Here is a 16,754-nt window from a genome sequence, read left to right as displayed (position 1 = left end):
GAGTAGCCTTGAACGGTAGCCATAATCCCAGGGGCCACGCGGTACGGGTGGCGATGATGATTGCGGCGCTGTCGGTGACGGGCGTCGCACCCGCGCATTCATTCGAGCTGTTCGGCATCAAGCTGTTCGGCCGCGACGAGGAGCCGGAAAACGCCGACGTGATCGGCGAACCTCAGCCGTATTCCATCGATTTCCAGGTGACGGGCGACGACATCGAGGACAAGCTCAAGGGCGCCTCGAGCCTGTGGTCGGATCGCGACGAGCCTGCATCGGGCGCCGCCGGATTGATCGCAAAGGCGCGGCAGGACTATCGCCGGCTGCTGGCGGCACTCTATTCCGAAGGACGCTATGGCGGCTCGATCAGCATCCTGATCGAGGGCCGGCAGGCCGCCGACCTGCCGCCCGACACCGAACTTCCGGACCCCGCACGCGTGGAAGTGATCGTGGTTCCCGGCCCGCTTTTCGTGTTCGGCAAGGCGCTGATCACCAATCAGGCGCCGCCGGCCACCAATCGGAGGGACGAGGTCGAGCGTCCGCAGGAAAGGGGATTCGTTCCTGGCGAGGTGGCGCGCTCGGGGACGATCCTCACGGCAGAGCGGCTCGCCGTCGAGGCCTGGCGCCAGCAAGGCCATGCCAAGGCCAGCATCGCCGAACGGCGAGTGGAGGCGCTCCATACGGCCGACGTGGTGGACGCGACGCTGACGGTGGAGCCCGGCCGCCGCGCCGTCTACGGCTTCACCAAGGCCGAGGGGACAGAGCGGATGGATCCGGGCTTCGTGGCCTGGATGGCAGGGCTGAAGCCCGGCGAGGAATTCGATCCCGACGACATCGAACGGGCGCGCAAGCGGCTGGCGCGTCTCGACGTGTTCCGCTCGCTGCGCCTCGTCGAAGCCGACGAGATCGGCCCCGACGGGGTGCTGCCGATCACGGTCGTGGTGCAGGAGCGCGCGCTGCGGCGGATCGGCGTCGGCGGCACATACTCGACGGTCGACGGCCTCGGCCTTGAAGCCTACTGGCTTCACCGCAACCTCTTCGGCCATGCCGAGCGGCTGCGCATAGAAGGCAAGGTCGGCGGCATCAACGGCGTCGACCCGGACGAATTCACCTATCGACTGGGCGCCACCTTCACGCGGCCCGGCGTGTTTACCCCCGATACCGACTTCGTGGCATCGCTGTTCGGTGACCGCGAAGTTCTGGAGCCGTACACGCGCACCGGCGTGACCGGACAGGCCGGCTTCACCCACATCTTCACCGACCGGATCTCCGGCCGCATCTTTGCCAATGCGCGGCACGCCGAATTCGAGGACGACGTCTTCGGCAAGCGCACCTTCTCGAGCCTCGGCGTGCTGGGCGGCCTGGTCTATGACAGCCGCGACAATGCTGCCAATGCCACCGAAGGATACTACGCCGAAGTGACGGCCGAGCCTTTCTTCGAATTCCAGTATGGCAACCCGGCCGCGACGTTCACCGCCGAAGGCCGCGCCTACTACGGCTTCGGGGAGGAAAACCGTGTGGTGGCGGCGGGACGGCTCAAGGTCGGGAGCCTTGTCGGCTCCTCCATCGCCGAGACCGCGCCCGACAAACTGTTCTTCGCCGGCGGTGGCGGGTCTGTGCGCGGCTATGCCTACCGCAACATCGGCGTGCCGGTCGGCAACGACATCATCGGCGGCCGTTCACTGGTGGAGGGTTCCGCGGAACTGCGCGTCGCCGTCACCGACACGATCGGCCTCGTCGGCTTCGTCGATGCGGGTTATGTCGGTGCCGATTCCATACCGGATTTCGCCGACCCCTTCCGCATCGGTGTCGGCGCGGGCTTGCGCTATCTCACCGGCCTCGGACCGATCCGGCTCGACGTCGGCTTCCCACTCGATCCGGGGCCGGGCGATCCGACCGCGGCCTTCTACGTCGGAATAGGACAGGCATTTTGATCCGCTTCGTCGCAGCCCTTCTCACGCTGTTCCTGGCGTTTCCCGTCCTGGCGCAGGACACGCAGGAGGAAGAGCGCGGATTCTTCATCGATTTCGTGGAGAACCAGCTCTCGTCATCCAACCGGCAGATCAGGATCAGCGGTATCCAGGGCATCCTGTCGTCGGAGGCCACGATCAATTCGATCACCATCGCCGACCGCGAAGGCGTGTGGCTGCGAATATCGAACGCCGGGATCGACTGGAACCGTTCCGCGCTGCTGCGCGGCCGGCTGGACATCGAGACGCTGCGCGCCGATTCCATCGAGGTGCTGCGCCAGCCGGTGCCGGAAGAAGGCCTGCCGTCGCCCGAAGCGACGCCGTTCCAGTTGCCCGAACTGCCGCTCGCCATCAGCCTGCGCAACCTCGAGATCGCGCGGCTTCGCTTCGGTCAGGACGTGTTCGGGCTTGCGTCGGAACTCAGTGCGACCGGCAATCTCGAGTTTGCGGACGGCTCATTGCAAACCGCCCTGGAGATGCAGCGGCTCGACGGGCCGGGCGGCAGCCTGTCGCTCACGGCGAGCTATGCCAACGAGACGGAGGTGCTCGACGTCCGGCTCGGCCTCAGCGAACCGGCCAATGGCATCGTGGCGAACCTGCTCAACATCGAGGGGCGTCCGCCGGTGGAGCTCGCCCTTTCCGGCTCCGGCCCCGTCGGCGATCTGGCGCTGGAACTCGCCCTCGACGCGGATGGCGCACGCGTCCTCACCGGGACGACGCGGCTCGACCGCACCGACCTCGGCCTCGCCTTCTCGGCCGACCTGCGCGGGCCGATCTCGCGCCTCGTGGCGCCGGCGTTCCGCGATTTCTTCGGCGAAGAGACTGCCCTGACGGTCAACGGCACCGTAAGGGATGCCGGCGGCGTCGCCATCGACCGGCTGACCATCGACAGCGCCGCCGTCGACCTGGAAGCCGCCGCCCAGACCGGCGCTGACGGTTTCCTGCGGTCGCTCCAGCTCGATGCGCGCGTGGGGACCGGCGACGGCCAGCCCGTGGTCCTGCCGGTGCCAGGCGGAAACACGACTTTGCGCAGCGCCGTCGTCAGCCTCGCCTTCGGCGAGACGACGGACGGCGGCTGGTCGGGGACCATCTCGGTCGACGACCTCGACAACCCGCAATTTGCGATCGACGCGGTGGCGCTCGACCTCGGCGGACTCGTCGGCAGCCTCGACGACCCCACGAGCCGTCGCATCACCTTCGAGGTGAACGGACAGGCGAGCGGCATCGAGGCAACGCGCGAGGACATCGCGGAGGCGCTGGGCAACCAGATCGAGCTGGCGATCGACGGCGCGTGGAGCGCCGGCCAGCCGGTGCGCATCGAGCGGGCTTCGGTGGACGGGCGGGCTCTCTCCCTCACCGCCGCGGGGACGTTGCTGGAAGGCGCCTTCAACGGCGACCTCGGTATCGAAGCCTCCAGCATCGCTCCCTTCTCCGGCCTTGCCGGGCGCGAACTCGGCGGCGGCGCGCGGCTGACGGCGAGCGGCGAGGTGCGCCCGGCGTCGGGTGCCTTCGACCTGACGCTCGACGGACAGGCGACCGAGCTGAGAATCGACGACACGACCGCGGACAATCTGCTGTCGGGCACGACCACCATCTCGGGCCGCATCGCCCGTGGCGAAGCAGGTTTCGTCGCCGACGATTTCCGGCTCGAGAACCCACAGGCGACCCTCACCGCCGACGGCCGTATCGCCACCGGCGGCGCGGATTTCCGCTTCGATCTTTCGGTCGAGGAATTGTCGGACATCCATGACGACCTCGATGGCCGCCTGACCGCGACCGGCACCGCCCAAGGCGCCGAAGGTGTCATCGCGCTCGACTTCGAGGCGCGCGTGCCTTCGGGATCCCTGACAGACCGATCGCTGCGGGGCGCCGCAATCGTCTTCGACGGCACGCTCAGCGAAGGCGCGCTCGCCGGCAGCGTCACCGGCGATGCCTTCCTGGACGGCACGCGCGTCAGCCTGCGGTCACAGGTGGCGTCGGCGAACGGCGAGCGGCGCCTGAGCGACCTGCGCTTCGAGACGGCAGGCGCGGTGCTCACCGGCAGCGTCACGCAGACGGAGGCGGGGTTGTTTTCGGGGGCTCTCGAACTGGACGCTCCGAACGTCTCGACCGCAGCAGCGCTGGCGCTCGCCGACGCGAGCGGCGCTATCCGGGCCGATATCGATCTGGCGATCGTCGACGGGCGCCAGTCCGCGACCGTCAACGCCGAGGTCGAAGGCCTCGTCTACGAAGACACGCGCATCGGCGCGGCAACAGCGCAGGCGCAAGTGGCCGACCTGTTCGGCGTGCCCGCCGTGCAGGGGCGCATCGAGGCTCGCGACCTGACGGCCGCGGGAATCGATATCGCTACGCTGACAGCCAATGCGCAGCGCGACGGCGACTCCACCGGCTTTTCCGCGCAGGCGCGACTCGACAACGGCGCCACGATCGACACGACCGGCGCGCTCGCGCCGGAGGGACAGGGTTTCAGACTGACGCTGGAACAGGCGAACCTCGTTTGGCGGGACCTCACCGCGGGGCTTTCGCAGACGGCATCGCTGCGCGTCGAGGGCCAGGACCTGACCATCGACGCGTTCGCCATGAACGTGGGCGGCGGCACCATCAGCGCCACGGGCACCGTCGCGGAACGCATCGACATCTCGGCGCGCCTGGAGCAGGTGCCGCTGTCGATCGCCAATGCCATCCGGCCGGACCTCGGGCTGGGCGGCACGATCGACGGAACGGCGGTCGTGGGCGGCTCGCGCTCCGCACCGAACGTGCGCTTCGACGTCTCAGGCCGCGGGCTGACCGCCGCAGCGCTGCGCGATGCGGGGCTGACGACGCTTTCGGTCGACGCGCGTGGCACGACCAGCGGCAACCGGCTCGACGTCGACGCCACGGTGTCCGGCCCCGAAGGCTTCCGCGCCCAGGCGAGCGGCGGTGTTCCGCTGGGCGATGGGTCGCTTTCGTTGGACGTGGCCCTGCAGAGCTTCCCGCTGGCGACACTGAACCCGATGCTGCCGGGCCAGTCGCTGTCCGGCATCGTCACGGGCAACGCGACCGTCACCGGTCCCCTCGCCGATCCCGCCGCCCGCTTCGAACTGTCCGGCAGCAATCTCGCCTCCGCGCAGTTGGTCGAACTCGGCGTGGCGCCGCTCGGGCTCACCGCATCCGGCCGATACGGCGACGGGACGATCACACTTGCGTCGGCGGCGGCTACTGGTCCGCGCGGCCTGTCGCTGACGGCGAGCGGCACCGTGCCGCTGTCGGGTCCGGGCCTGGCGGTCTCGGCCAACGGCCAGGTTCCGCTCGAACTCGCCAACCGCTTCCTGATCGACCGGGGAACGCAGGTGAGCGGGACGCTGGTGCTCGACATCCGCGTCGCCGGCAGCCTGTCCGATCCGGTCGTCACCGGAGCGATCTCGACGGCTGGCGCATCGGCGGTCGACCCGGAAGCGAACGTCCGGCTGAACGACATCGCGCTGTCGGCGAGCCTCGACGCGCAGGCGGTGACCATCACGCAGTTGAGCGCGTCGGTGGCCGGTGGCGGACGCGTGGTGGCCAACGGCACGATCTCGCTCGCCGATGGCTTCCCCGCCGACCTGACCATCCAGTTGCTGGACGCCCGCTATACCGACGGCGAACTCGTGGTGGCGACGGTGGACGCATCGTTATCCATCTTCGGCGCGCTGGCGCGCGACCCACTTATCTCGGGGCAGGTCTCCGTCGAGCGGGCGGAAATCTCGATTGCGGGCGATATCGGCGGCGGACCGGCCTCGATCGATGTGATCCACGTCAATCCCCCGCCAGCCGTCCGCGCCACGCTGGAACGCGCGCGTGCCAATGACGGCACGCCGATGCCCTCGGCGCGGCCGAGCGTCGCACGCCTGGACGTGACGGTAAGCGCGCCAAACCAGGTCTTCGTGCGCGGAAGAGGCCTCGACGCCGAACTCGGCGGTCAGGTGCGGCTGACCGGCCCGGTCACCGACATCCAGCCGGTGGGTGCCTTCAACCTGATCCGCGGGCGACTTTCCATACTCGGACAGCGCATCACGTTCGACGAGGGCAGCGTGACGCTGGTCGGCGACCTCGATCCTTTCATCGACTTCGTGGCGCGCAGCGAGAGCGACGACATCACCGTGTTCGTGACGGTGCGCGGCCGGGTGTCCGACCCTCAGGTCTCGTTCTCGTCGCAGCCGGAATTGCCGCAGGACGAGGTGCTGGCGCGGCTGATCTTCAATCGTTCCATCTCGGAACTGTCTGCCCTGCAGATCGCACAGCTCGCGGCTGCCGCCGCGGAACTCGCTGGCGGGTCCAACACGTCACTGGTCGGCAGTCTGCGCGATGCGACCGGCCTCGACGATCTCGACATCATCACCGACAGCGAGGGCAACACGGCGGTGCGGGCGGGACGGTACATCCGCGACAACGTCTATCTCGGGGTAGAGGCCGGAGCTGCGGGTTCGACGCGGGGGACGATCAATCTCGACATCACCGAAGATCTGAAGGCGCGCGGTTCTGTCGGGTCGGACGGCGATTCGAGCCTGGGGCTTTTCTACGAGCGGGATTACTAGAACCGGCGAGCCGCCGGTTTCCGCGCACGCGCCGGAACCAGGCGCCATACGGCGGCATTCTCCCGCGATCAGGAGGCCAACATGATCGACGACAACAATCCGAAGGTCGCGGACGATTCCAACACCCGCAAGGATCCGGACGACTGGGTCAGCGGGGACGAGCCCATGACCGGTGCGCAGCGCTCCTATCTCAAGACCCTGTCGGAGCAGGCGCACGATCCCGACAGTTACGATGAGACGCTGAGCAAAGCCGAGGCATCCCGGCGGATCGACGCGCTGAAGGAGAAACTTGGGCTCTGAGATGAGCGACCCGACCACCGCAAGGATGCTCGAGCGTGCCATCGGCATTGCCGCCAGCGCCCATGAGGGCCAGACCGACAAGACGGGCCTGCCGATGCTCGACCATTGCAGACGGGTGGCGGCCGACGTGGCCGGCACACAGGCAAAAACGGTCGCCTTTCTCCACGACGTCGTCGAGAAGAACGCGGACTGGACGGTCGCGAGGCTTGTGGCCGAGGGCTTTCCGCAGCCGATCGTCCGTGCGGTGGACGCAATGACCCGACGTGAGGGCGAAGACTACATGGCCTTCGCCCGCCGCGCGGCCTCCGATCCACTCGCGCGAGACGTCAAGCGCGCGGATCTCGAAGACAATCTCCGGCAGGCCCGCGACGCCGCACTGGACGGAACCCGGTTCGCGGACGCGCTGGACATGCTGGTGCGCGAGGGACTTTTGGACACACGGTGATGCCCGCGAGGAGTCGAAGAGAGACCGGCGGCGCCACTGGGGTGCCGAGAGGAAAGGCGCCGCCGGTCTCGGGCGCCCTGGGAGGAGCGAGCGCCCTCTCCAAACGAGCCGCCCCCGGAAAAGTTCGCACCGCGGAGTAACATTTGTTATTGGCGCGGGCACAGTCTGCAAGTCAGTGGCCGTCCCGTCGTGCCGGTATTCAAGCCGGGGCAACGTCACCAGACGCCGGCGAAGCCGAGAAGGGCGCTCAGGACGACGAGGCCGCCAGCCCACCAATGAAAATGGCTTTTCGCAAGGGGGTGCACAGGATGATCTCACCCTGTCGCACCTTCTTGCCGCTGAACTCCCGCTGCCGTTCGTTGCCACGGACTGCCATCTCGAGAGCCTCCTCGTGATCGTCGGCCGGTCGGGCGGCGTAGGGTCCGGTTATTGGCGGATGACGCCGCAGGCGATCCGGTCGCCAGCGTCGCCGGACGGCTGGCTCGTGTAGTCGTCCTGCCCGGAATGAACGACGACGGCGGATCCGTCTTCGTCCATCAGCGGATTCTCGCCTTCGCCAAGCGACAGGCGATCGGTGAAGAACTCGACCTTGACGACGCCATTCTCCGCGACATTGACGTTGGGGAAGTCGCCGGGATGGGGACCGTCTTCGCTCTCGACGCCATGGCTCGCCTCGCCGGCATAATGACCGCCGGCCGATGCGAAGGAGTCTGCGATCGAGCATTCGCCGGTCTCGTGGACGTGAAAGCCAAGCGTGCCGGGCGGCAGATCGGTCAATTCGACGATCACGCGCAACATGCCGGAGCGCGTGGTCTGGAACGTGACGGTGCCGACCTCCTGTTCCTCAAGATTGATCATGTTCGCCGAGGCGGAGACGGCCTGCGCGTGCGCAGCGGAAACGGCGCAGCCACTGGCCAGAAGAATGGCGAGGAGGGTCTTTTTCATCATGGTTTCCTTTCCGGTCATGCGTTTACGCAACGACGCAGCGCACCGTTTGTTCACCCCGCCGCAGCGACTTTCCGGAACCTTACTGCGAAGGCCCGATTAACCGGGTGAGACAACCCCTCAAGGAAGGAATGCCGACATGGCCAGCCACCGCTACTCCAGGCAGTACCTGTCAGTGCACAGCGGGAACCGCGGGACCGAGCCGATCCCCATGCCCGGGCCGACGCCGGCGCCCGGACCTCTCCCGCCGGACCCGGTGCCACAGCCAGGCCCCTCGCCGTTCCCGACCCGGTACGCGGCAAGCGGGGCCTGACGATGGCGATCGAGTTCGAGCAGCCGGTAGAACTTTCCGGGCCGGGCGGCCCGGTCACGGTCCGCACCGCAAAGGAGGCCTTCGAGGTGCTTTCGGCTACGGATTGGCCTGTGCGAGGCATCGAACACGAACAGGCGATCGATGCGGCGCTGAAGGTCGTCGACGGGCACCGATCGGCAGTCGATGCGCGGGATGCCCTCGTTCGGGCGGCACGTGAGGCAGGAAATCTCGCCGACGCGTCGTCAATTCGCAGCCGAAGCACATAATCCGCCGAGTTCTGCATCAGCCTCCTGACTGCGCCGTTCATCGAGGCTGGAACAGGGCTGAGGTCGAGCCGTTTAGACTGCGAACAAGGAAAGGAAGACCGATCATGACCCGCCTCTCAACCCTCGTTGCGGGCAGCATCGCCCTTCTAACTCTTTCCATCACTTCCGCGCCTGCGCAGCAGGCACCGACGTCGCAGACGCCTGACTTCAAGACGGGGGCGGAGCCCTGCGAGGTCGTGCCCGGTGACGACGCAGTTGCCACTCCTCTCGAAAACGGAGAGCAGAATACGAGCAGCGAAGCGGATTCCTCGTTATCGGCCACGCTCGATCGTTGTGGTGGGGTGCTCTCGCCTCCGGCCGTCGGTGATCCGGAAATGGTCGAGCCGGCGCCCGATGCCGGTGTCACGCCCATCATTCCTCCCTCGGCGGTCCCGGAGGACGAATGACCGGACCGGCCGAGATCGCTAGTTCATGAGCCGGCTCAGAATCGTCACATACAATGTCCATCGCTGCCTCGGCGTCGACGGAAGGCTTTCGCCCGGTCGGATCGCGGAGGTGATCGCGGAGACGAAGGCTGACGTCGTCGCCCTGCAGGAGCTCGACGTGCGCCGCGTCCGAAGCGGCGGGATAGACCAGGCGGAGGCCGTTGCCCGCGAACTCGGCATGGGCAATGTCCACTTTCATCCCGCGCTGAAGGTGATGGAGGAGGAGTATGGCGATGCGATCATCACCGCCCTTCCCTCCAAGGTCATCAAGGCCAGCGCATTGCCGGGGCTGGAACGGCAGCCGCGGATCGAGCCGCGCAGTGCAATCTGGGCGCAGATCGAGGTGGATGGCGGTGCGATCAACGTCATCAACACCCATTTCGGCCTCCGTCGCTGGGAGCGGCGCGCCCAGGCCCGCTGCCTGCTGGGGCCGGAATGGCTCGGTCACGCAGACCCGGCCGTGCCGCTGGTGCTCGCGGGCGACTTCAACTCGTTTCCGCACGGCACGGTGTGCGGCATGATCCGCCGGCACCTGCGCGATGCGCACCAGCTGGGCTCGCCGAAACGGCGGCGCCCACGTCGTACCTACCCCTCGGGCTTCCCGGTCTTCCGGATCGATCATATCTTCGTCAGCAGCCACTTCTCGGTCCCATCTGCCGACACCCATCGCAGCGTGCTGAGCCGCGCGGCTTCGGATCATCTGCCGCTGGTCGCCGAGCTGGTCATCGACCGGCAGATTGCCGCCGAACCGGTCTCGCGGGGCGGCGATTTCGTGCGTTCGCCACCGGATCGCCTCACGCGTTGAGGCGTTGTGCTGCTTTCAACGAAGGCACGACCTTGACCGACACTTCAGCGCCGCCTCTTTCCGAAGCAACTTCCTCTCAGGACCAGAAGCAGACAGCCAGGAAGCCTCTCGGCCTGTCGTGGTCGACCTGGATCGCGCTCGCCGCGGTGATCCTTGCCGGCTACCTCCTGTACCGGACCCTGTCGGGCTACAGCTATGGCGAAATCGTCGCCTCGGTGACGAGCGTCCCAGGCGCGCGTCTGGCGGGCTCGGTCGTTTTCATGGCGGCCAGCTACCTGACGCTGACGCTGTTCGACTATTTGGGTCTTCGATATGCCGGACACCGACTGCCGTGGCGCAAGGCAGCGCTTACTTCCTTCACCGCGCTGTCGCTCGGACATTCGATCGGTTTTGCCGGCATTTCCAGCGGAGCAATCCGCTACCGCTTCTACGCGCGGTGGGGCCTGAGCGTGGAGGACGTTACGAAGCTGGTGCTGTTTTCAGGACTGACGGTGTCGATCGGCCTGATGACGCTCGGAGGAAGTGCGTTGCTCGCCCGGCCGGGCGGTGCGGCAGATCTGACGGGGCTCGACACGGTTCTGGTGCGTGCCGCCGGCGCGGGCCTGCTGCTGCTGGTCGCCAGCTATGTCGTCGCCTCCGCCTTCGTCAGGCGACCCATCACCGTCCGCAAATGGGAGTTTCGCCTGCCCGGCCTCCAGCTCGCGCTCGCGCAGGTCGGGGTGGGGGCGTTGAATTTCGCGCTCGTGGCGGCCTGCCTGCACCAGGCCGTCGCCGGTTTCGCCGAGGTGCCCTATGTGGCGGTGGCCACCGCCTACGTCACAGCCAACACGGCCGCCCTTCTGGCGCATGTACCGGGCGGGCTTGGCGTAATCGAAGCCACCGTGCTGCACATGATACCGGGAGAGGGCGTCATCGGCGCGGTGCTGATCTTCCGCTTCGTCTATTTCCTGCTGCCGCTGCCGATCGGCGCGGCGAGCCTTGTCGTGAGCGAGTTCCTCGTTCGCCTCCGGTGAGGCCGAAAGAAACAGCAAACATGCCGGCTGCGACCGGAACCCTAGCAGCCCCCCGCGCGGCTGACGGTTCAGCGGCTGTGCTTGCGCTTGCGCCAGAAGCGGTCCCACAGCCGCAGGATACGGTAGGGTCGCACCGGGTCAAGCAGGCGGGTTCCCGGCACCGGATGAGACGGGCCTTCGTCGGACATCGCCTCGAAGGACAGCAAACGCTGTCTTCCGCCGCCAAGCCCCTCGATCGCTGCAACCAAAGAGCCGCGGCGCTCGATCTCCAAGGTGAGACGTTCGGGCGCGACGCCGATATGCTCGGCGATCAGCCGATCGCGCAGATGTGCCACCGCACGCGCCTGTGCGCCGTTCCTTGCCTCCACCGCAACGTCGCATTCGGTGTCGAGGCCGATGGAGCGGTTGTTGAGGTTGGACGAACCAATCCGCAGAAAGCGGTCGTCGACCACGATGACCTTGGAATGGACGAAGACCTGGCTCGTCTCTCCGCCTTCGGTGATGGCGGGGTAAAGAATGCGTAGACGGCCGTAGCGATCGGCCTGGCGCAGGCGACGGATGAGCCGGTCCCGGTTGGTGCCCATCACCCATTTCTCGATGATGCCATGGCACTCATGCGCCATCACCACGACGATTTCCGGCCCGTCGAGGGCGCGAAGCCTTCGCTCGATGACGTCGCCCAGCAGCGACGAGGTCATATACTGGGCTTCGATGTAGATCGTGTCGCGGGCACTTTCGATGGCGTCGATGGTCAGATCAACCGCCTCGCGCACCGGTTCCGTGTCGAGATACTCCGGCAGGGTGCGGGCTACCGCGACGTCGATATCGACAAAGTCGGGCGCGACGCCCTCGGGCCAGTAATCGTGACTGCAGTCGCAGTCGAGCGGCGCGCCGCCGCCGGTCGCATTGCGCCAGCGGTCCTTCGCGACCTCGGCCAGCACGCAGGCGGCGTCGCCATCGACCAGCATCTGCACGTCGTGGACCGCCGGGTAGGACTTGCCGTCAGGATCGACCCGCAACGGATCATGCGCCTGGTGCGGCGTACGGTCCCAGCGACCGACCGTCAGATCCATGCCGCCCGAGAAGGCGAGACAGTCGTCAATCGTGACGATCTTCTGATGATGGGCCGCGTAGATGGGGTGGTAGGTGTCGAGCTTCACCGCGATGCGCGCATGATCCTGCCAGTCCGCGCCGAACAGCATCTCCCTGGTCGAGCCCGGCGTATGAACGATCGACTCGCTCCAGACGAGAATGTGCACCTCGAGCTCTGGATTTGCCTCAACCTGAGCACGCAGAAGCTGCCCCAGCGGCGGCGACTCCGTCGCGTCGGCGTCGGGACGCAGCCGGATGCGGCCGTCGAAATCCCAGCCGAGGATGACGATGGAGCGCGTCGCCTTGCGGATGGCCTTCTCCAACGCGGCGAAGTAGTCCGCTCCGTCGACAAGCACGGTTGCCCGCCTGGCGCGCGCGATCTTCCAGCAGTTTCGACCGGGGCGCAGGATGGGTCCGCCGCGGGGGCGGACATTCTTGCGGTCCGGCGCCACAGCTTCGGCGACCGCCAGCCCATCCGGAGCAACGCGTAGACTGGCCTGGCTGGCTGGGGGCATGCTGAAAACTCCTGAAAACACTGCCTAAACGCCGCCAGAGGGTGCCGGTTCCGAGTCATTCCTCGAAGCATCGAACCTTTCGCGCCGCCGTTCGTTCTGCGAAGTCGCGTCGCGGACCGCTCCGGACGCCCGGGCAAAGGAGATGCAGTCATGCCGGCAATGTCGAAGGCGCAGCAGAAGGCTGCGGGCGCCGCGCTTTCCGCCAAGCGCGGAGACACGAAAAAAAGTCAGTTGAAGGGTGCCTCGAAGAGCATGGAGAAAACCATGTCCGAGAAGGAGCTTTCGGAAATGGCGTCGACCAAGCGCAAGGGCAAGCCCGAGCACAAGTCGGACGCCTGAGCAGCGACGGCCGTGGAAAAACGAGAAAGACAGCGAGGATACGCGATGGATACGAAACGGGTGGAGCGCTTCCGGGGAAAGGTGAACGTGATGTTTCGCGACGCCATGGTGGCCTCGACGGATGCCGCGCTCAGGGTGAGCGAAGCCGGGCGGCGCGACGTCTATTTCATTCCCTTCGAGCACATCTATTTCGAGTTCCTGCAGGAACAGCCGGGAGACGGCGAGGATGCCGGGCATCTGATGCGGCACTGGCGGGTGAGCGCGGTCGGCGAAGCCGCCGACAGGGCGATGTGGGCCTACGACGCACCACCGGTTGAGTTCCGCGAGTTGCGCGGCCACGCGGCTTTCGACCCGGAAATCGTGACTGTCGAGGCAATGGAAACCCCCGATACCGAGCACAAGGTGCACTGGCCGGATTAAGAGCTCCGGCCAGACGGAGTACAGATCGAAAAGGGCGGTGCACGGTGCCGCCCTTCTTCGTTCGCACTGCCTGGTGCGGCCGCGCTACTGCTGGTGATGGGTGCGAAGCCAGCGCAAAACGGCGGATTCGTCCTCGTCCAGCCCCTGGAGGGGCTTGCGGTTGCGGCGGCGGATCTGTGCAAGTTCTTCTCCGATCACGCCCTGCTCCCAGCGTTCGACGACGAGCGGGTGGATGTAGCAGCGGCGGCAGACGGCGCGGGTGTTGTGAAGGCGCCCCGCCACCTGATCGACCACCTGATTGGTGACGCGGGCGAGATCGCGTTTCGTCTGGGGCGGTTCCAGTTCGGCGAAGCGCACCGCCGCGCCAGTGGTCGCAGCCCAGGTCCGGAAGTGCTTGGAGGTGAATTGCGGGCCGGCGGTCTCGCGCAGATAGGCGTTGACGTCGTGCGAATGGACCGGCCGACGTTCCCCATCTCCATCGATGTACTGGAACAGATGCTGTCCCGGCAGTTCCTCGATGGTGCCGACAATACGGGCGATGCGCCGGTCGGACAACTTGAGTTTCCACTCCTGCCCCGACTTGCCAACGAAGGAGAACCGGATCTGCTGGCCCTCGATCCGGACGTGCCGGTGGCGCAACGTGGTCAGCCCGAAACTCTCGTTCTGGCGGGTATAGACGTCGTTGCCGATCCGGATCAGCGTGCGGTCGAGAAGCCAGACGACGGAGGCGAGCACGCGCTCGCGCGGGACGCCGGGGCGGCGCAAGTCGTGGTCGATGCGGTCCCTTATCTTCGGCAGGACGGAGGCGAAAGCGACCAGCGACGAAAACTTCGCTTCGTCGCGACAGGCAGTCCATCCCGGATGGTAGCGATACTGCTTGCGACCCTTCTGGTCGCGGCCGGTCGCCTGCATGTGACCGTCAGGATCGGGCGAGATCCACACGTCGGTCCAGGCGGGCGGGATGGCGAGCGCGCGGATGCGCGCACGCGCGTTCGCATCTTGCAGCTTTCCACCGCCCGGCTGGAAATAGGCGAAGCCCTTCCCAGCGCGACGGCGGCGAATGCCCGGTCCCGTGTCGCTGACATAGGCAAGCTCGGCACGCGCAGCTGCCATTTCGGGAGTCGCGGCCACCATGGATATCGAGTCGATGCCGCGCAGGTCAGTCACCTCCATCGGACAGGCGGAAGCCGCCGCCGAGACTGCCGTTGCCCGAGGCCAACGGACACTGCGCCGGACTCCGACAGGTGCGCCCTCCTGCGCCGCAGGGCGTTCGACGGATTTCGAACCGTATATGCATCGAACACTGTCGCTCCCATTTACCGCCGCGAAGGCTCGCCGCGGCTTCGTGACATCCTAAATTCGCGCAGCGGCGGCTTGTTCCGCGATCCGGCACCGGATGCTACGGAAGAGGAGGGAACTCGCGCAGACCGGGCTCCCGGCTGATCATCAGGATGGCAGACAAGGTGACGATGATGGAGGCAAGGGGGTTGGCGGGCTTCCTGGACCGGCCGGCGCACGAAGTGGCAGCCGATCTGATCGGCGCGCTCCTGACCCATGACGGCGTTGGCGGCCTGGTGGTCGAGACCGAAGCCTATGCTGCCGACGACCCTGCATCGCACAGTTTTTCCGGCCCGACCGCGCGAAATGCGGCAATGTTCGGTCCGGCCGGCCACGCCTATGTCTATCGCTCCTACGGCATCCACTGGTGCTTCAACGTGGTCTGCGCGCCAGGCTCTGCGGTACTGGTGCGAGCGCTGGAGCCCACAACAGGCCTTCCCGCCATGGTGCGGCGGCGGGGGCTGGAGGACGTCCGGGCGCTCTGCTCGGGACCCGGCAAGCTCTGTCAGGCGCTGGCACTAGACCAGGCGCAGAACGGGAGGCCCATCGGCCAGGGGGCGTTGCGGCTGGCGATTGCCTCCGGGCGGCCCGCCGTCGTCACGGGGCCGCGGATCGGTATCAGCAAGGCGGTCGACGTGCCCTGGCGGTTCGGCCTGTGCGGCTCACGCTTCCTGTCACGGCCGTTTCCGAGGCGATCCTAGGGGGCAGGTGAAACGGGCAGACTGCCGCTGCTCATTGCGGATCGGCAACGCCGGTGTCCGGACGGTCGGCGCCGTCCTCGTCCTCTTCGTGCCATCCGCCCTCCGGATCCTGGTACTCGATGTGCTCGTCCGGGCCGGCGAGACGGTGATTGGCCGCGGCCTGCTCGGCTGCGGCGTGCGCCTCCTCGCGTGTCGCGAAGGGTTCGGAGAAGACGTCGCCGACCTTGTAGGCCCAGGCTTCGTCGTGCTGCACGACTTCGTAGATCAGGCGGGGCATTGCTGTTTCCCTGAATGTGATTTCCCTCCGCAACACGGCGAAGCAAGGAAGGTTCCTGCCCGCGCGACGCCCCTGCGGAACATCGGCCTGCAGTGGACGTTCTGCCCGGCGAAAAGGAACATGCCGTGGCATCGAGAGCTGTCTGGAAAGGCCATCTGCAGGTCGCCGAACTGAGTTGCGGGGTGGCGCTTCATGCCGCGGCTTCGACGTCTGAGCGGGTGTCCTTCAACATTCTCAACCGAAAGACGGGCAACCGGGTCCAGCGCCAGTATGTCGACGAGGAAACCGAGAAGCCGGTCGAGCGCGACGACATCGTGAAGGGCTACGAGCTCGGCTCGGGACAATATGTCATCCTGGAACCGGACGAGATCGCCGACGCGGTGCCGCAGGCGGACAAGACGTTGCGGATCGAGGCGTTCCTGACCTGCCCCGAGATCGAGACGGTCTATTTCGACAAGCCCTACCACGTGGCGCCGTCGGACGCGGTGTCGGAGAGCGCCTTCGCGGTGATCCGCGAGGGGATGCGGGCGAAGAACGTCGCGGCGATCGCCCGGACGGTGCTGTTCCGGCGGGTCCGCACCGTGCTTCTGCGGGCGCAGGGGCCGGGCCTGATCGCCAACACGCTCAACTTCGACTACGAGGTGCGTTCGGCACAGGACGCCTTCACAGAGGTGCCGGACATCGGGATTAAGGGCGAAATGCTCGACCTGGCGAAGTACATCATCGAGACGAAAAAGGGCGAATTCCACCCATCGGACTACGACGATCGCTACGACGCCGCGCTGGCGGAACTGGTGAAGGCCAAGATGGAAGGTCGAGCGCTCAAGCCAGCCACGCCAAAGCCGAAGGCCAAGGTGGTCGATCTGATGGAGGCGCTGCGGCGCAGCGCCGAGGCGAGCGGCAAGAGCAAGCCGGCCGCATCCGCAAAGACGGCAGCGACGCGCGCGCCGCCCAAGACGGCGCCGCGCAAGAAGGCGGGCTGA

General features: G+C 66.8%; 17 protein-coding genes. 12 read left to right on the top strand and 5 right to left on the bottom strand.

Features of this window, described 5'->3' with window-relative positions; genetic code table 11:
* The first annotated feature begins 53 nt into the window (after positions 1-53).
* The 4 genes from N1F91_RS00840 to N1F91_RS00825 all read left to right on the top strand — a co-directional run bounded on the left by N1F91_RS00840 (position 54) and on the right by N1F91_RS00825 (position 7,262).
* Positions 54-1,928 carry an autotransporter assembly complex family protein gene (locus tag N1F91_RS00840; protein ID WP_289989752.1) on the top strand — a complete coding sequence of 625 codons (1,875 nt, stop codon included), beginning with the start codon at positions 54-56 and terminating at the stop codon, positions 1,926-1,928.
* Entirely contained in the window at positions 1,925-6,517 is a 4,593-nt protein-coding gene (locus tag N1F91_RS00835; RefSeq protein ID WP_289988389.1) for a translocation/assembly module TamB domain-containing protein, read from the top strand. The genes N1F91_RS00840 and N1F91_RS00835 overlap by 4 nt, the downstream gene beginning before the upstream one ends.
* An 81-nt stretch (positions 6,518-6,598) precedes the next feature.
* A complete protein-coding gene (locus N1F91_RS00830; protein ID WP_289988388.1) occupies positions 6,599-6,817 on the top strand; it encodes a DUF3072 domain-containing protein in 219 nt (72 codons plus the stop codon).
* 1 nt (position 6,818) lies between these two features.
* Positions 6,819-7,262, top strand: a complete 444-nt coding sequence (locus N1F91_RS00825; RefSeq protein ID WP_289988387.1) for a metal-dependent phosphohydrolase — start codon at positions 6,819-6,821, stop codon at positions 7,260-7,262.
* A gap of 247 nt (positions 7,263-7,509) precedes the next feature.
* Here N1F91_RS00825 and N1F91_RS00820 read toward each other — a convergent pair whose 3' ends face one another.
* Positions 7,510-7,638 (bottom strand): peptide ABC transporter permease, encoded by a 129-nt coding sequence (locus N1F91_RS00820; protein WP_289988386.1) that lies wholly within the window; start codon positions 7,636-7,638, stop codon positions 7,510-7,512.
* 50 nt (positions 7,639-7,688) lie between these two features.
* Complete coding sequence (locus N1F91_RS00815) at positions 7,689-8,210, bottom strand: superoxide dismutase family protein (RefSeq protein ID WP_289988384.1); 522 nt, start codon at positions 8,208-8,210, stop codon at positions 7,689-7,691.
* A 312-nt stretch (positions 8,211-8,522) separates the two neighbouring features.
* Between N1F91_RS00815 and N1F91_RS00810 the strand changes: the two genes are divergently transcribed.
* The 4 genes from N1F91_RS00810 (at position 8,523) to N1F91_RS00795 (ending at position 11,089) form a co-directional block, all read left to right on the top strand.
* Positions 8,523-8,786 (top strand): DUF982 domain-containing protein, encoded by a 264-nt coding sequence (locus N1F91_RS00810; RefSeq protein ID WP_289988382.1) that lies wholly within the window; start codon positions 8,523-8,525, stop codon positions 8,784-8,786.
* A 104-nt stretch (positions 8,787-8,890) separates the two neighbouring features.
* Positions 8,891-9,232: a hypothetical protein gene (locus N1F91_RS00805; RefSeq protein WP_289988380.1), complete on the top strand. Its 342-nt coding sequence runs from the start codon at positions 8,891-8,893 to the stop codon at positions 9,230-9,232.
* Between the two features lie 25 nt (positions 9,233-9,257).
* Entirely contained in the window at positions 9,258-10,076 is an 819-nt protein-coding gene (locus tag N1F91_RS00800; protein ID WP_289988379.1) for an endonuclease/exonuclease/phosphatase family protein, read from the top strand.
* Between the two features lie 32 nt (positions 10,077-10,108).
* A complete protein-coding gene (locus N1F91_RS00795) occupies positions 10,109-11,089 on the top strand; it encodes a lysylphosphatidylglycerol synthase domain-containing protein (protein WP_289988377.1) in 981 nt (326 codons plus the stop codon).
* 68 nt (positions 11,090-11,157) lie between these two features.
* On the opposite strand, the gene N1F91_RS00790 is transcribed toward N1F91_RS00795, so the two are convergent.
* Positions 11,158-12,696 carry a phospholipase D-like domain-containing protein gene (locus N1F91_RS00790; RefSeq protein WP_289988376.1) on the bottom strand — a complete coding sequence of 513 codons (1,539 nt, stop codon included), beginning with the start codon at positions 12,694-12,696 and terminating at the stop codon, positions 11,158-11,160.
* A 150-nt stretch (positions 12,697-12,846) separates the two neighbouring features.
* Between N1F91_RS00790 and N1F91_RS00785 the strand changes: the two genes are divergently transcribed.
* Both N1F91_RS00785 and N1F91_RS00780 read left to right on the top strand, forming a co-directional pair.
* Complete coding sequence (locus N1F91_RS00785) at positions 12,847-13,035, top strand: DUF3008 family protein (RefSeq protein WP_289988375.1); 189 nt, start codon at positions 12,847-12,849, stop codon at positions 13,033-13,035.
* 45 nt (positions 13,036-13,080) lie between these two features.
* On the top strand, positions 13,081-13,455 hold the full coding sequence (locus N1F91_RS00780) for a DUF427 domain-containing protein (RefSeq protein ID WP_289988374.1): 375 nt from the start codon (positions 13,081-13,083) through the stop codon (positions 13,453-13,455).
* An 84-nt stretch (positions 13,456-13,539) separates the two neighbouring features.
* Here the strand turns inward: N1F91_RS00780 and N1F91_RS00775 are convergent, their stop codons facing one another.
* Entirely contained in the window at positions 13,540-14,628 is a 1,089-nt protein-coding gene (locus N1F91_RS00775; protein WP_289988373.1) for a DNA topoisomerase IB, read from the bottom strand.
* Positions 14,629-14,927: 299 nt separating this feature from the next.
* On the opposite strand from N1F91_RS00775, the gene N1F91_RS00770 reads away from it, so the two are divergent.
* The gene (locus N1F91_RS00770; RefSeq protein WP_289989751.1) at positions 14,928-15,494 is read left to right on the top strand and encodes a DNA-3-methyladenine glycosylase; all 567 of its coding nucleotides are present in this window, start codon (positions 14,928-14,930) and stop codon (positions 15,492-15,494) included.
* A gap of 31 nt (positions 15,495-15,525) precedes the next feature.
* Here the strand turns inward: N1F91_RS00770 and N1F91_RS00765 are convergent, their stop codons facing one another.
* A complete protein-coding gene (locus N1F91_RS00765; RefSeq protein ID WP_289988372.1) occupies positions 15,526-15,771 on the bottom strand; it encodes a DUF2188 domain-containing protein in 246 nt (81 codons plus the stop codon).
* Positions 15,772-15,896: 125 nt separating this feature from the next.
* Between N1F91_RS00765 and N1F91_RS00760 the strand changes: the two genes are divergently transcribed.
* Positions 15,897-16,754: a Ku protein gene (locus N1F91_RS00760; RefSeq protein ID WP_289988371.1), complete on the top strand. Its 858-nt coding sequence runs from the start codon at positions 15,897-15,899 to the stop codon at positions 16,752-16,754.

This window comes from Aquibium sp. ELW1220 (assembly GCF_030398385.1).
Lineage (GTDB): Bacteria > Pseudomonadota > Alphaproteobacteria > Rhizobiales > Rhizobiaceae > Aquibium.
This window is presented reverse-complemented; position numbering and strand designations above follow the sequence as displayed.

Coding starts and splice junctions, on each gene's coding strand:
- N1F91_RS00765 (WP_289988372.1), bottom strand. CDS start 15,771: ATGCCCCGCCTGATCTACGAAGTCGTGCAGCACGACGAAGCCTGGGCC.
- N1F91_RS00810 (WP_289988382.1), top strand. CDS start 8,523: ATGGCGATCGAGTTCGAGCAGCCGGTAGAACTTTCCGGGCCGGGCGGC.
- N1F91_RS00800 (WP_289988379.1), top strand. CDS start 9,258: ATGAGCCGGCTCAGAATCGTCACATACAATGTCCATCGCTGCCTCGGC.
- N1F91_RS00825 (WP_289988387.1), top strand. CDS start 6,819: ATGAGCGACCCGACCACCGCAAGGATGCTCGAGCGTGCCATCGGCATT.
- N1F91_RS00805 (WP_289988380.1), top strand. CDS start 8,891: ATGACCCGCCTCTCAACCCTCGTTGCGGGCAGCATCGCCCTTCTAACT.
- N1F91_RS00780 (WP_289988374.1), top strand. CDS start 13,081: ATGGATACGAAACGGGTGGAGCGCTTCCGGGGAAAGGTGAACGTGATG.
- N1F91_RS00820 (WP_289988386.1), bottom strand. CDS start 7,638: ATGGCAGTCCGTGGCAACGAACGGCAGCGGGAGTTCAGCGGCAAGAAG.
- N1F91_RS00815 (WP_289988384.1), bottom strand. CDS start 8,210: ATGATGAAAAAGACCCTCCTCGCCATTCTTCTGGCCAGTGGCTGCGCC.
- N1F91_RS00830 (WP_289988388.1), top strand. CDS start 6,599: ATGATCGACGACAACAATCCGAAGGTCGCGGACGATTCCAACACCCGC.
- N1F91_RS00790 (WP_289988376.1), bottom strand. CDS start 12,696: ATGCCCCCAGCCAGCCAGGCCAGTCTACGCGTTGCTCCGGATGGGCTG.
- N1F91_RS00840 (WP_289989752.1), top strand. CDS start 54: ATGATGATTGCGGCGCTGTCGGTGACGGGCGTCGCACCCGCGCATTCA.
- N1F91_RS00775 (WP_289988373.1), bottom strand. CDS start 14,628: ATGGAGGTGACTGACCTGCGCGGCATCGACTCGATATCCATGGTGGCC.
- N1F91_RS00785 (WP_289988375.1), top strand. CDS start 12,847: ATGCCGGCAATGTCGAAGGCGCAGCAGAAGGCTGCGGGCGCCGCGCTT.
- N1F91_RS00770 (WP_289989751.1), top strand. CDS start 14,928: ATGGAGGCAAGGGGGTTGGCGGGCTTCCTGGACCGGCCGGCGCACGAA.